This window comes from Georgenia sp. Z2081, assembly GCF_055326445.1.
Genome location: NZ_JBUZNK010000005.1, coordinates 1 through 14,123, shown reverse-complemented (window position 1 = coordinate 14,123; position 14,123 = coordinate 1). Strand labels below are relative to the sequence as shown.

13 protein-coding genes are annotated in these 14,123 nt (G+C 72.8%); 5 read left to right on the top strand and 8 right to left on the bottom strand.

Features of this window, described 5'->3' with window-relative positions; all coding sequences use genetic code 11:
• Window positions 1-17 precede the first annotated feature (17 nt).
• From ACZLKG_RS08300 to ACZLKG_RS08280, 5 genes are all read left to right on the top strand, one after another.
• Complete coding sequence (locus tag ACZLKG_RS08300) at window positions 18-944, top strand: SDR family oxidoreductase (protein WP_425709794.1); 927 nt, start codon at window positions 18-20, stop codon at window positions 942-944.
• Entirely contained in the window at window positions 941-1,837 is an 897-nt protein-coding gene (locus ACZLKG_RS08295; protein ID WP_425709795.1) for an amidohydrolase family protein, read from the top strand. Before ACZLKG_RS08300 ends, ACZLKG_RS08295 begins: the two co-directional genes overlap by 4 nt.
• Window positions 1,830-3,377 (top strand): acyl-CoA synthetase, encoded by a 1,548-nt coding sequence (locus ACZLKG_RS08290; RefSeq protein ID WP_463648481.1) that lies wholly within the window; start codon window positions 1,830-1,832, stop codon window positions 3,375-3,377. Before ACZLKG_RS08295 ends, ACZLKG_RS08290 begins: the two co-directional genes overlap by 8 nt.
• A complete protein-coding gene (locus tag ACZLKG_RS08285; RefSeq protein WP_463648480.1) occupies window positions 3,378-3,830 on the top strand; it encodes a MaoC family dehydratase in 453 nt (150 codons plus the stop codon).
• 128 nt (window positions 3,831-3,958) lie between these two features.
• On the top strand, window positions 3,959-5,137 hold the full coding sequence (locus tag ACZLKG_RS08280; protein ID WP_463648479.1) for an acyl-CoA dehydrogenase family protein: 1,179 nt from the start codon (window positions 3,959-3,961) through the stop codon (window positions 5,135-5,137).
• 109 nt (window positions 5,138-5,246) lie between these two features.
• Here the strand turns inward: ACZLKG_RS08280 and ACZLKG_RS08275 are convergent, their stop codons facing one another.
• The 8 genes from ACZLKG_RS08275 to ACZLKG_RS08240 form a co-directional block, all read right to left on the bottom strand.
• Window positions 5,247-6,353, bottom strand: coding sequence for a fatty acid desaturase family protein (locus ACZLKG_RS08275; protein ID WP_463648478.1), 1,107 nt, complete (start codon window positions 6,351-6,353; stop codon window positions 5,247-5,249).
• 118 nt (window positions 6,354-6,471) lie between these two features.
• Complete coding sequence (locus ACZLKG_RS08270; RefSeq protein ID WP_463648477.1) at window positions 6,472-7,431, bottom strand: hypothetical protein; 960 nt, start codon at window positions 7,429-7,431, stop codon at window positions 6,472-6,474.
• A 13-nt stretch (window positions 7,432-7,444) separates the two neighbouring features.
• A complete protein-coding gene (dapD, locus tag ACZLKG_RS08265; RefSeq protein ID WP_425709801.1) occupies window positions 7,445-8,380 on the bottom strand; it encodes a 2,3,4,5-tetrahydropyridine-2,6-dicarboxylate N-succinyltransferase in 936 nt (311 codons plus the stop codon).
• 125 nt (window positions 8,381-8,505) lie between these two features.
• Window positions 8,506-9,777 carry an MFS transporter gene (locus tag ACZLKG_RS08260; protein WP_425709802.1) on the bottom strand — a complete coding sequence of 424 codons (1,272 nt, stop codon included), beginning with the start codon at window positions 9,775-9,777 and terminating at the stop codon, window positions 8,506-8,508.
• Window positions 9,774-10,706 (bottom strand): NUDIX hydrolase, encoded by a 933-nt coding sequence (locus ACZLKG_RS08255; protein WP_463648476.1) that lies wholly within the window; start codon window positions 10,704-10,706, stop codon window positions 9,774-9,776. Before ACZLKG_RS08255 ends, ACZLKG_RS08260 begins: the two co-directional genes overlap by 4 nt.
• Window positions 10,703-12,625 carry an acetyl/propionyl/methylcrotonyl-CoA carboxylase subunit alpha gene (locus ACZLKG_RS08250; protein ID WP_425709804.1) on the bottom strand — a complete coding sequence of 641 codons (1,923 nt, stop codon included), beginning with the start codon at window positions 12,623-12,625 and terminating at the stop codon, window positions 10,703-10,705. The genes ACZLKG_RS08255 and ACZLKG_RS08250 overlap by 4 nt, the downstream gene beginning before the upstream one ends.
• 205 nt (window positions 12,626-12,830) lie before the next feature.
• Window positions 12,831-13,808 (bottom strand): transposase, encoded by a 978-nt coding sequence (locus tag ACZLKG_RS08245; RefSeq protein ID WP_463648475.1) that lies wholly within the window; start codon window positions 13,806-13,808, stop codon window positions 12,831-12,833.
• Between the two features lie 35 nt (window positions 13,809-13,843).
• On the bottom strand, window positions 13,844-14,071 hold the full coding sequence (locus tag ACZLKG_RS08240) for a hypothetical protein (protein WP_463648474.1): 228 nt from the start codon (window positions 14,069-14,071) through the stop codon (window positions 13,844-13,846).
• Window positions 14,072-14,123 lie beyond the last annotated feature (52 nt).

Genomic DNA, 14,123 nt, shown 5'->3' with positions numbered 1-14,123 from the left:
GACGTCAGGAGCGCAGCATGAGCCTCACCGGCAAGGTCGCCATCGTCACCGGCAGCGGGCGGGGCCTGGGCCTCGCGTACGCCCAGGAGCTCGCCCGCCTCGGCGCCGCGGTCGTCGTCAACGACGTCGACGAGCAGGTCGCCGACGACGCCGCCCGGTCGATCACCGACGCCGGGGGGCGTGCCGTCGCCGTCGTCGCCCCGGTCGGCCCGAGCGAGACGGCCGACCGGCTCGTCTCCGCCGCGGTCGAGACGTTCGGCCGCCTCGACGTCCTCGTGACCAACGCCGGGGTCCTGCGCGACGCGGTGCTGTGGAAGATGACCGACGAGGACTTCGACACCGTCATCGACGTCCACCTGCGCGGCACCTTCACGTGCGTGCGGGCCGCCGCCACCCACATGCGGTCCGCCGGTGAGGGCGGCCGGATCATCGCGATCGGCTCGCCCACCGGCCAGCGCGGCAACTTCGGCCAGACGAACTACGCGGCGGCCAAGGCCGGCATCGTCGGCATGGTCCGCACGTGGGCGATGGAGCTGAAGCGGGCGGAGATCACCGTCAACGCCGTCGTGCCCGTCGCCGCGACCGCGATGACCGAGACCGTGCCCTTCTTCAAGGAGTTCGTCGATGCCGCGCAGGCCGGCGAGCCCATGCCGCCCTTCGCCCGCCAGGTCCTCGGCTTCGGCACGGCCGCGGACGTCGCCGGTGTCGTCGCCTACCTCGCCTCCGACGCCGCGGCCGGCGTGACCGGGCAGGCCGTCGGCGTCGGCGGCGACCGGCTCGCACTGTGGACGCACCCGACCGAGTCGGTCGTCGCCCTCACCGAGGGCGGCTGGAGCTACGAGCACCTCGCCGAGACCGCCGAGGCCCTGCTCGGACAGTCCTGGCAGAGCGTGGGCCAGGAGATGCCCCAGCCTCCCTCCCGACCGGATGCGGAGCAGCGGTGAGCACCCGCTACGAGTCGGCGCTCGACGTCGCCGCGCTCGACGCCATCGACGTCCACGTGCACGTCGAGAAGGACCACGCCGAGCACAAGTCGCTGCCCGAGGAGGTCCTCGACGCCGCCACCCGGTACTTCCGCGCCCCGACCGAGCGGGAGCTCGTCGAGGAGACGGCCGCGGCCTACCGCGGGCGGAACATGGCCGCGGTCGTCTTCACCGTCGACGCGAGCACGAACCTCGGGCACCCGCCCAACTCGGTCGACGACCTCGTGGCCGGCGCCGCGGACAACGCCGACGTGCTCCTCCCGTTCGGCTCGGTCGACCCGCTCCAGGACGGCGCGCTCGACGAGGCCCGCCGCCAGATCGAGGACCTCGGCGTCCGGGGCTTCAAGTTCCACCCCACCCTCCAGGGTTTCGACCCGTCCGACGAGCGGTACTTCCCGATCTACCACGCGATCGACGAGGCCGGCCTGGTCGCCCTGTTCCACACGGGCCAGACCGGGATCGGCGCGCGCATGCCCGGCGGCCACGGGCTGCGGCTCGGTCTGTCGAATCCCATCCTGCTCGACGACGTCGCCGCCGCCTTCCCGGACCTCACCGTGATCATGGCCCACCCCTCGGTGCCGTGGCAGGACGAGGCGATCTCCGTGGCCACGCACAAGGGGAACGCCTACATCGACCTCTCGGGCTGGTCGCCGACGTACTTCCCGCCGCAGCTCGTCCACCAGGCCGGGCGCATGCTCCAGGACAAGGTGCTGTTCGGCTCGGACCACCCGCTGCTCTCCCCGGAGCGCTGGATGCGCGACGCCGCCGGGCTCGGCTGGTCCGACGAGGTCATGGCCAAGGTCGTCAAGGACAACGCCGTGCGTGTGCTCGGGCTGGGTGGCGAGGATGCGTGACCAGGGCATCGGGTCCTGGCCGCGCCGCCGCCTGAAGTCGACCGCCGACAAGGTCGCGGTGACCTTCGAGGGCCGGTCCTTCACGTACGCCGACGTCGAGGAGCGCTCGCGACGCCTCGCGGGCGCGCTGCGCGACGCCGGCGTCGCGCGCGGGGACCGCGTGGCCTACGTGGGCTTCAACCACCCCACCCTGCTCGAGACCTTCTTCGCCACCGCGCAGCTCGGGGCCGTCTGGGTCATCGTCAACGCCCGCCTCGCGGCACCCGAGGTGGAGTTCATCCTCGCCGACTCGGGCGCGAAGGTCGTCGTCGTCGGCCGGGACCACCACGAGCACGCCCGCCGGCTCGCCCACGCGGGCCAGGTGGTGACCTGGCTGCAGGTCGACGCGGGGGAGGAGGTGCTACACCTGGAGGGCGCCGACGTGCGCGGGTACGAGGAGGTGCTTGCCTCGGCCCGCACGCACGTCATCGACGAGCCCGTCACCTGGGACGACCCGGCGATGATCATGTACACCTCGGGAACCACGGGCCGTCCCAAGGGGGCGACCCACACGCACGGCTCCCTGAGCATGCAGTACTACAACTCGCTGGTCGACATGGACATCGCCTCGACCGACGTCACGCTCTCGATGGCACCGCTGTTCCACGTGGCCGGGCTCAACATGCTGACGATGCCGACCTTCCTCAAGGGCGGGACGATCGTCGTGCAGGCGGGCTTCGACGCCGCAGCCGTGCTGTCCACGATCGAGTCCGAGCGGGTGACGTCGATGTTCGCCGTCCCCGCGATGATGGACGTTCTCGCCGCACGCCCGGAGTTCGCGAGCGCCGACCTGTCCTCGCTGACCACCGTCGTCTGCGGCGGGTCGCCGCTGCCGGACCGGATGCTGCGCACCTGGGGCGCGCGCGGGGTGCAGGTGCAGCAGGGCTTCGGCATGACGGAGACCGCGCCGGGCATCTACATGCTGCGCGCCGGGGACGCACTCGCGCGCCCCGGGTCCGCCGGTACCGAGCACTTCTGGACCGAGGCGCGGATCGTCGACCCCACCGGGAGAGACGTCGGCGTGGGCGAGGTCGGCGAGGTGATCGCGCAGGGGCCCAACGTCATGCGCGGCTACTGGAACCGGCCGGACGCCACCGCGGAGGTGCTGCAGGACGGCTGGTACCACACCGGCGACCTCGGCTCGTTCGACGCCGACCGCTTCCTCACCGTGCGCGACCGGCTCAAGGACATGTACATCTCCGGCGGTGAGAACATCTACCCGGCCGAGGTGGAGAACGCCCTGCTCGACCTCCCCGGCGTCGCGGACGCCGCCGTCATCGGTGTCCCGGACGAGCGCTGGGGCGAGGTCGGCCACGCCTACGTCGTCGCCGGTGAGGGCGCGGGCGACGGCGGGCTCGACCCGGGCCTGGTCAAGGGCGAGCTGGGCGAACGGCTCGCCCGCTACAAGGTGCCCAAGGAGATCGTCGTCGTCGACGAGCTGCCCCGCACCGCCACCGGCAAGCTGCAGAAGCACATCATCCGCAAGAGATTCGAGGACTAGATGACCACCACCGTCTCCTTCGACGACGCCCTCTCGCTGGCCGGGACCGACCTGGGCGCCTCCGCCTGGCGCGAGGTCACCCAGGAGCAGGTGAACACCTTCGCCGACGCGACCGACGACCACCAGTGGATCCACACCGACCCCGAACGCGCCAAGGACGGCCCGTTCGGCGGCCCGGTCGCGCACGGCTACCTCACCCTGTCCCTGGTCATCCCGATGTGGGGCGAGCTGCTCGACGTCACCGGCGTGACGACCAAGGTCAACTACGGGCTGAACAAGGTGCGCTTCCCCGCGCCCGTGCTCGTGGGGTCGAAGATCCGCATGGTCGCCACCGTGGCCGAGGTCGAGGAGGTCGGCGGCGGGCTGCAGGTCACCGTCGACGGCGCGATCGAGATCGAGGGCGGCGCCAAGCCCGCCGTCGTCCTCCAGGGCCTGTACCGCTTCTACCGCTGACCCCACGTCCGGCGAGTGAGCGCGCTTCCGCTTCACGAGTGAGCGGACTTCCGTCGGGCGCGTGTCCGTCCGACACTGGACGACGTCCGCCGGCCGGCCCGGCGCCACCACCTGAGAGGACGGGGACGATGGAGACTCTGTATCCGGACAGCGACCTGTACCGGTACGCCGACCTGCTCACCGAGCCCGAGCGCGCCGAGCTCCTGCGGCTGCGTGCGGCGCTCACGGAGCACGTGCCGGCCGCGGTGATCGACGACCACTGGGACCGGGCCGCCTTCCCGGGCGACGCCGTCGAGCCGATCGCGAGGGGCGGGTTCCTCGCCCCGGAGGCCTTCGGGGCGGAGCCGGAGCGGTGGCTGTACCAGGGCTTCCGCTCCTTCGAACTGGCCCGCCACGATGCGTCGATCGCTACCTGGTTCAACGGCCAGGCCGCACTGTTCCGCACGAACATCGAGGTGGGCGGCTCACCCGAGCAGGTCGCGCGCTGGCAGCCCAACGTCCTGGACTTCACCGCACGCGGCGTGTTCGCCATGACCGAGCCGGACCACGGCTCGGACGTGGCGGGCGGGCTGGCGACCACCGCCCGACGCGACGGGGACGACTGGGTCATCGACGGCGCGAAGCGCTGGATCGGGTCCGCCGCGTTCGCCGACCACATCTGCGTCATCGCCCGCGAGCCCGACCGCGGACCTGTGCGTGCCTTCATCGTGCCCAGGGCGGCGGACGGCGTCACGCTGACCACGATCGAGCGCAAGACGTCGCTGCGGATCGTCAACAACGCGGTGATCGAGCTCGACTCCGTGCGCGTGCCCGACGAGCTGCGCCTCGCGCGGGTCGAGTCGTTCGCCGACGTGGGGGAGATGCTGCGGCGGATGCGTGCCTGCGTGGCCTGGCACGCCGCCGGCGTGCAGGCCGGGGCGTTCGAGGCCGCCCGCCGCTACGTCCTGGCCCGCGAGCAGTTCGGGCGCCCGATCGGCGGGTTCCAGCTCGTCCAGGAGAAGCTTGCGCGGATGCTCGGCAACCTCACGAGCACGCTCGGGATCGTCGTGCGGCTCTCGCAGCGCCAGGACGAGGGCGTCTTCGACGAGGTGGAGTCCTCGCTGGCCAAGCGCCAGACGTGCCTGCACATGCGTCAGACCGTGGCCCTGGCCCGCGAGGTGTGCGGCGGCAACGGCATCACGCTGGACACCGGCGTCGCACGCTTCCACGCCGACGCCGAGGGGATCTACACCTACGAGGGCACCGACGACATCAACGCGCTCGTCGTGGGCCGGGCGATCACGGGCCTGTCAGCCTTCACCCGCTGACCGGTGAACGGGCCTCTGCTCGACGAGTGAGGGGATTCTTGGCTCGACGTCGAGCCAAGAATCCCCTCACTCGTCCTGGTGGGGCTCGGACCGTGGACCAGAACGCGGGTCAGGCCGTGCGCATCTGCCCGGCGAGCGGGCAGGCCCAGATGTCCGCACCCCCGCGGCCGACCTTGTGGATGTGCGTGGTCACTGCCTTGTAGGACTGGAACAGCGTGGTCTCCGTGTAGCGCACCCCGAGCTGACGGCAGTGCTCGCGCACCATGGGGGCGACCTTGCGCAGGTTCGGGCGCGCCATCGAGGGGAAGAGGTGGTGCTCGACCTGGAAGTTCAGCCCGCCCATGAACGTGTCGACCCACCGGCCGCCGGTGATGTTGCGGCTCATGAGGACCTGGCGCTGGAGGAAGTCGATCTTCATCCCCCGGGGCGCGATCGGCATGCCGACGTGGTTGGGTGCGAACGAGAGCCCGAGGTAGGCGCCGAACAGGCCCATCTGGATGGCGATGAAGGCGGCGGCCTTGCCCGGCGGCAGGATGATGAACACCAGTGCGACGTAGGTGCCGAGTCGGAACGCGATGAACGCGGCCTCGACCCAGCGGTGCTCCAGCTTGTTGCGCGAGAACAGGCGCGCGACGCCCTGGACGTGCAGGTTCAGACCCTCGAACGCGAGCAGGGGGTAGAACATGTAGGCCTGGATCTTCGCGAACCACCGGCCCGTGCGCGTCGTGCGCGTCTCCAACGCCTCGCTCGTCCAGATGACCGGTCCGGGCCCGATGTCCGGGTCCTTGCCGAGCTGGTTCGGCGCGGCGTGATGCTTGTTGTGCTTCTTGTTCCACCAGCCGTGGCCCATGCCGGTGACGAGATTGATCATCACGAGACTCGCCCAGGTGTTCCACTTGCCGGACCTGAAGATCTGGCGGTGCGCGGCGTCGTGCCCCATGAAGGCGGTCTGCGTCATGAGCAGGCCGAGCGCCGCGGCGATGCCCATCTGCCACCAGGAGTTCCCGATGAAGATGAAGGCGACCACGAGGCCGGCCCCGATCACCATGAGGATCGCGAACTTGGTCCAGTAGTAGCCGTAGGCCCGCTGCATGAGGCCCGAGTCCTTCACGGACTTCGTCAGCGTGGTGAACGAGCTGACGTACCGCTCGCCGGCGCCGCGGGCCGGGCGTTCGGGGCGGGGCTGGGGGGACGGGGCGAGGTCGGTCACCGTCACGGTGGGCCTACTTCCGGGTGGCTCTGAGCGAAGCAGGAGCGCCTCGGTCCCTACCGACCGTACTGGGTCGAGCGGCGCCCCGCTCACCGGTCCGTCGGTCGCACCGCCCACCCGAGGCTCAGCCGATCGCCACCTGGCCGGGCTCGAGGGTCGCGGCCGCGTCGATCACCGCCTGTTCGACGGCCGACCGGCCCGAGCCGGCCTCCTCGACGGCGACCCATCCGGCGTCGTCGCCCTCGGACCGCAGCCAGACCTGCCCATCGGTGGCGACCGCCACCGCGCCCGTCTCCGTCGCGGTCGCCACGCCCCAGTGGGCGACTCCCCAGCCGGCCGCCGTCCCGCCGTCGTCGGCGGAGGCGCCGTCGGGCAGCCCGCCCGCATCCACGACGACGACGCCGGCGTCCCGCCCCTCTGCGGTCAGCCCGAGGTCCCGGCTCGCGAGGTCGGTGACGTAGGTGGTGGCGAGGGACGTGCTCGTGTCCTCGGCGCCGTCCGGCATCGACAGCCGGCAGGTGAGTCCGCCCTCGACCTGCCCCACGAGGTTCGCGGCGAAGGCGCGCGCCATCGTCTCGTGCTGGGCGTACGCCTCGGGGTAGCCGGAGCGCTGGACGGCCTGTGCGGCGTCGTTGACCGACATGTCCGCCCAGCCGTCGATCGTCACGAGCTCGTCGTAGAACCGGCCCGTGGAGTAGACGGGGTCCATGATCTGCTCGACCTCGCCCCAGCCCTGGGAGGGGCGCTGCTGGAAGAGCCCCACCGAGTCGCGGTCGCCGTAGTCGATGTTGCGCAGCTTCGACTCCTGCATGGCGGTGGAGATGGCGACCGTCGTGGCGCGGATCGGCAGGTCGCGCTGCTGGGCCAGCCCGACCATGAGAGCGGCGTTCGCGGCCTGGTCGCCGTCGAGGGTGGCGCCGAGGTCGCCGCCCGCCTCGGCGCGGCACGTCCCGGACTCGGGCGAGCGCACCACGTGGGTGAGGATGGCGACGACGCCGCCGACCGCGACCGCGAGCACGACCGCGACGACGGCGAGGCCGCCGAGGCAGGACAGGCCGGAGCGCGGACGCGACCCGCCGTTCACGCGCGGGGTGGGGTCATGCGTGCAGGGCGTCGTTGAGCGCGACGCCGTGCCCCTCGCGGGCCAGGACCTGGACGGCGCCGGTGACCGAGTGGCGGCGGAACAGCAGACCGTCCACGCCGGACAGCTCGCGGGCCGCGACGACCTTCTCCTCGGGCAGGACCGTGACCTTCGTGCCGGCCGTGACGTAGAGCCCGGCCTCGACCACGCAGTCGTCGCCCAGGGAGATGCCGACGCCGGCGTTCGCGCCGAGCAGGCAGCGCTCCCCGATGGTCACCTGCTCGGTGCCGCCGCCGGAGAGCGTGCCCATGATGGACGCGCCGCCGCCGACGTCGGAGCCGTCGCCCACGACCACGCCCTGGGAGATGCGGCCCTCGACCATCGAGCGGCCGAGCGTCCCGGCGTTGTAGTTGACGAAGCCCTCGTGCATGACGGTCGTGCCCTCGGCGAGGTGCGCGCCCAGGCGGACGCGGTCGGCGTCGCCGATGCGGACGCCCGAGGGGACGACGAAGTCGACCATGCGCGGGAACTTGTCGAGGAGCTGGACCACGACGTGCTGACCCGCCGCGGCCGCGCGCACCCGCACGGCGGGCAGGTCCGCGGGCAGGACGGCGCCGAGGGTCGTCCACGCGACGATCGGCAGGCGTCCGAAGATCCCTTCGAGGTTGACCGTGCGCGGCCGGACCAGGCGGTGGGAGAGCAGGTGCAGGCGCAGGTAGGCGTCGGCGACGTCGACGGGGGCGACGTCGAGGTCGATCGTGGTCGTGACGACCTCCACGACGACGCCGCGCACCTCGTCCGTGCGTGCGCCGGCGGAGATCCTCTCCAGGGCCTCGGCGTCGTGGCCGGCGGGCGGCGCGCCGAGCGCGGGGGAGGGGTACCAGACGTCGAGCGTCTCGCCGGACTCTGTGCGGGTGGCCAGGCCGTGGCCCCAGGCGTGCGAGGAGGTCATGCGACCAGGGTAGTTCGGGCCACTGCCGCGTCGGCGAGCCGTCCGCGTGAGGCTGGTCCCGTCACCGCCGGCTCAGAGCAGCTCGATCCGACACCGCGGGCCGGGGGTAGGCGTGGTCGTCCGTCTCAGTCCTCCGCGCCGATCCGCGCGTCGCGCATCGGCGAGAGCGCCACCACCGACGCCGCGACGGCGAAAACCGCCGCGACCGTGACGAACGTCCACCGGTACCCGACCGCCCCCGCCAGCACGCCGCCGAGGAGCGCGCCGACCACGGCGACGGTGCGGTTCGCCGACCGCCTGCTCGCGTTGACCCGCCCGAGCATCGCGCGCGGGGTGCGCAGCTGCCACCACCCCATCTCCGGGGCGTCCTCGACGCCCATGCCGAAGCCGTGGACGAGCTGCACCGCCACGAGCCAGAGGACCGGGACCCAGGTGGCGGCGTCGGCGGGGGTCAGGGCGCCCGCCACCCAGGCGGGCACCATGAGGGCCCGGCCGAGCACGACCGTCCGGCCGTCGCCGAGCCGCGCCGCGACGCGGGTGGAGACCAGGGTGCCGGCGAGCGCGCCGACGCCCGCCGCGGTGAGGACCAGACCGTATGCGGCGACGGACAGGTCGAGGTCGCGCAGCACGAACAGCCCGAGGACGGTGGTCACCGCGCTGTTGGCGAGGAACCACACGTGCGTGGAGATCGCCAGCGGTCCGAGCGTGCGATGCCGGTAGACGAGGCGCAGGCCCTCACCGATGCCGCGCCACAGGCGGGGCCGCTCGGGGGCCGGCGGGGGCTCGACCTCGCGGATGCCCGCCACGAGCAGGGCGGAGCCGAGCCGCGCGAGGGCCGTGAGGGCCAGCGCGAACGGGGCGGTGAGCAGGGCGACGACCAGGCCACCGAAAGCCGGTCCCGAGGTCTGGGCGACGGTCGCCGCCTGGCCGATCCGCGCGTTAGCCGCCACGAGCGCACCCCGGGGGACGAGGTCCGGGAGGTAGGACTGCTCGGCCGCTGCCACGATCACCCCGCACGCCGCGACGCCGAAGAGCGTGAGGGCGGTCGCCGGCACGGTCAGTGCCCCGGCCAGGTGGAGCGCGGGGATCACCAGCAGGAGGACGGCCTGGGCGAGGTTGGCGCCGACGAGCGTGGGCCGTCGCCGCCACCGGTCGACGTAGGCGCCCGCCACGAGGCCGATGAGCAGGTACGGGAGGAACTGGGCCGCCCGGACGATCCCGACCTGGGTCTCCGAGGCGTGCAGGACGTCGATGACGAGGACGTCGACGGCGAGCACCGAGACGGCCGCCCCGACCTGACCGACGGACGTCGACAGCCACAGGCCGCGGAACCCGGGCAGGCGGAGCGGCTCGACGCGGCGCGGCGGTCCGGCCCCCGCCGCCGCGCCGTCGCTCATGCGCGTAAGGAGCGGGGGCGGACGACCGAGGGGCCCACGACGACGGCGCCCACCGCGCGGCACCGCCCGGCCAGCGCGCGGTCGGCCGTCGCGACGACGACACGCGTGAAGCCCTGCGCCGGTGCGCCGGGAGCGTCGCCCGCGAGGGAGGCGGCGAGCCCGACGATCTCGTCGTCCCCCTCGCCGGGCGCGTCGTGGACGGTGACGGCCGTGGTCGAACCGACCCCGCGCGCCGCCCCCTCGGCGACGAGATGGACCTCGGGGTACCAGCGGTCACCGGGCAGCCCGACCTCGGCCGCCGGCAGCCCTGCTGCGGCGAGGTCCGCGAGCGAGTCACGCAGCCGGACCGTGGCGCCCGCGCGGTCCCGCCACCAGCCGTCCGGGACGGAGCCGACGACGTTGGCGGAGTCGACGACGAGGACCACCCGTCCGAGCATCCGGCCCAGCTCGTCCAGGGAGTCGGCGAACGCCGGCAGGAGCGGGCGGTCCCCTCCGCGCAGCTCGGCCAGTCGGACCCAGCGGACCTCGAGGGACTCGATGTCGGCGGCCCGGACGGTCGCCTCGTCGGCGGCGCGGGCGAGCACGGTCGTGTAGGACCAGTCCGGGTGGGTGAGCGCGCGCGTGGCGTGCACCGTGAGGTGGTCCGTCTCGATGCCCGACTCCTCGGCCGCCTCCCGCAGCGCCCCGGTCAGGGCGCTCTCGCCGTCGGCGACCGCGCCCCCGGGGATGCCCCACGTGCCGCCGTGGTGGGACCACTCGGCGCGGTGCTGGAGCGCGACCTCGACGTCGCCGCCCGCGGGTCGCCAGGCGAGGAGACCGGCGGCGCCGTTGAGGCCCCAGTGCCGTGCGCCGCACGCGCACTCGACCCAGCCGTCCCCCGGCATGCGCCGCAGGCGGGCGACGGACGGGGGAGGGCCGGAGGTGGTCACGGGGTGGGCGGCAGCGGGACCGGCGACGGCGTGGTCCCGGGCGTGTCCCCGCCCGCGGCGGCGTCGCCCCCGGCGGTCGGCGCGGCGTCGTCGGGCCCGGGGTCGACGATCGTGCAGATGACGGTCCCGGCGGAGACGGTGGCGCCGGCGGAGCCGGACAGCCCTGTCACGCGGCCGGCGCGGTGGGCGGCCAGCGGCTGCTCCATCTTCATGGCCTCGAGGACCACCACCGTCTGGCCGGCCTCGACCAGGTCGCCCTCGGCCACGGCGAACGTGACGATCGTGCCCTGCATCGGTGCGGTGAGGGTGTCGCCGCCCGAACCGGAGGAGCCGTTGCCCCGGGCGGCGCCGGAGCGGCGCAGGGGCCGGCGGACCGGGCCGCGGCCGAAGCGGTTCTGGGAGATGCCCAGGCCCGCGGGGATGACGACCTCGAGCCGCTTGCCTCCTACCTCGACGACGACCCGCTCGGTGGGCGCCGGCTCGGGCGCGGGGTCGTCGGCGGGCGGCGCCTCGGGGCGGGTGCTCGGCAGGCCGCTGAGCTCGTCGGCGTAGTCGTTCTCGATCCACGTGGTGTGGACGCGGAAGCCGTCGGCGCCGTCGGAGGCGACGAAGTCGGGGTGGGCGAGGACGGAGGCGTGGAAGGGCAGCACCGTCGGGACGCCGGCCACCCGGGTCTCGCGCAGGGCGCGGCGCGCGCGCTCGATCGCCTGGGTGCGGGTGGCGCCGGTGACGATGATCTTGGCGAGCATCGAGTCGAACGCACCGGAGATCTCGTCGCCGGCGACGACCCCGGAGTCCACGCGCACCCCCGGGCCCGAGGGCCAGGCGAGCTCGGTGATCGTGCCGGGCGCCGGCATGAATCCCGAGGCGGGGTCCTCGCCGTTGATCCGCAGCTCGATGGAGTGGCCGCGCAGGAGGACCTCGTCGTAGCCGAGGGGCTCGCCGGCCGCGAGGCGCAGCTGCTCGCGCACGAGGTCCAGGCCGCTGACCTCCTCGGTCACGGGGTGCTCGACCTGGAGGCGGGTGTTGACCTCGAGGAAGGAGATCGTGCCGTCCACGCCGAGGAGGAACTCACAGGTCCCTGCGCCCACGTACCCGGCCGCCGAGAGGATGGCCCTCGACGCCTCGACGAGGCGCGCGTTCTGGTCCTCGGTGAGGAACGGCGCGGGGGCCTCCTCGACGAGCTTCTGGTGGCGGCGCTGCAGCGAGCAGTCGCGGGTGGAGACCACGACGACGTTGCCGTGCGCGTCCGCCAGGCACTGGGTCTCCACGTGCCGGGGCCGGTCGAGGAACCGCTCGACGAAGCACTCGCCGCGGCCGAACGCCGCGAGGGCCTCCCGCACGGCGGAGTCGTACTGGGCGGTGACCTCCTCGGCGCTGCGGGCCACCCGCAGGCCGCGGCCGCCGCCGCCGAAGGCGGCCTTGATGGCCAGGGGGTAGCCGTGCTCGGTGCCGAACGAGACGACCTCGTCCGCGCCGGAGACCGGGTCTTTCGTGCCGGGCACCAGCGGGGCGCCTACGGACTGGGCGATGCGCCGGGCGGTCACCTTGTCCCCGAGGGACTCGATCGCCTCCGGCGGCGGGCCGACCCACAGGATCCCGGCGTCGGTGACGGCGCGCGCGAAGGCGGCGTCCTCGGACAGGAAGCCGTAGCCGGGGTGTACGGCGTCCGCGCCGGAGCGGCGCGCGGCGTCGAGAACCTTGGCGGCGTCGAGGTAGGTCTCCGCGGCGCGGGTGCCGGACAGTGCGTAGGCCTCGTCGGCGAGCAGGACGTGCTGGGCCTCCCGGTCCTGGTCGGCGTACACGGCGACGGTGGCGATGCCCGCGTCGCGGCAGGCGCGCACCACCCGGACGGCGATCTCGCCGCGGTTGGCCACGAGCACCTTGCGCGGCAGCGGGTAGGGACCCTCGTTCGCCATACCTCTCCTCGCTGCCGTTCGGGGCGCGGACGCCGATGTGCGCGCGCGTTGCCCCGCTACGTTAGCCGGACGTCGCGCCGCGGCCCAACGAGGGCCGGTGTGACGTTGTGCGCCGGGTCGCCGTGCGCGCCCGGCGCCCGCGTGTGCCCGGCCCCGGCGTCGAGGTCGTGCCTCACCCGGCGAGGTCGTGCGTGGGCGGTAGTTGTCAACCTGTGTGAGACAGGGTGGTGGTGGGTTCTCCGTTGATGTGTGCGTGTGGGGGTAGGCGTGGTGGTCGGGGTCGGTGGGTGAATCGTTCGGGGTGCGTGCGGTAGGCGGTGTCCAGGGCGTGCTGCCTGATCTGATCGATGCGGGTGGTGCGCGCGTGGTGGACATCGAACGGGGTGTGGAATCCGATCCCGGAATGACGGTGGGTGGTGTTGTAAGCGGTGAAGAACTGCTCGCAGTACCGGGTCGCGGTCTCGATCGAGTCGAACTCGATGGGAAAGGCGAGGTCGTACTTCACGGTCTTGAACAAGGCCTCGGAGTAGGGGTTGTCGTTGGAGACCTTCGGGCGGGAGAACGACAGATCGACCCCGAGCAGACGGGCCAGGCCGGACACCGGCGTGGAGACCATCGGGTGACCGTTGTCGGAGTGAAGGAAGTCCGGCGGGCCGCCGTTGTCCTGGCAGGCCTTCTGGATGAGGTCTCGTGCCAGGTCCCCGCTCTCGACGGGGTGGATCGACCAGCCGGTGACGTACCGGGAGTAGATGTCGACGATGACGTAGAGGTTCCACCACTGCCCCCGGCGGGGTCCTTTGAGCTTGGTGATGTCCCAGGACCAGACCTGACCGACCGCGCTCGCGCTCAGCTCAGGGATCGTCTTCGGGTTGGCCCGGGCGACCCGGCGCCGGTCCCCGACCAGAGCATGATCCCGCGCGATCCGGTACCACGACGAACGTGAGGCGATGTAGCGGCCGGTATCGAGGTGGCGGTAGAACACCTGGGAGACCGACAGGTCCGCGTACTCCTGGCTGCCCAGGACCTCTCGCACCTGGTCGCGTTCGTCCTCGCTGAGCGCTGCGGGCTGGGGCCGGTCACGCTGCGGGATGCGTGCCCGCATCGGCCGCGGCGGGCTGATGTGGTGCCGGTAGTACGACGCCCTGGGGTATCCCGCGAGATAGCAGGCCCGGTTGATCTTCACCTTGATCTTGCGCAGCTCGGCGACCAGATCGGTTCTTATGCGTTGTACCGCTGCTGCGAATCCGTCTCCTCCTGCTTGGGCTCCTGGCTCGGTGGCTGGGCGCTGTCCACGTTCCCCGGTGCCGCGCTCTTGGCCAGGGACTCCAAGAGCGCGGATGCTTTTCCCAGGACCTCGACCGTGTTCTCGGCCTGCTCGAGATCAGCTTTGAGCTGGGCGTTCTCCTGCTGCAGACGGATCAGTTCCGCCCGGTCGTTACGCGTCATATAGAGCCTGCTCGCCTTCTTCTCGCTGTTGGGCTCCAGCAGGCCAGCATTA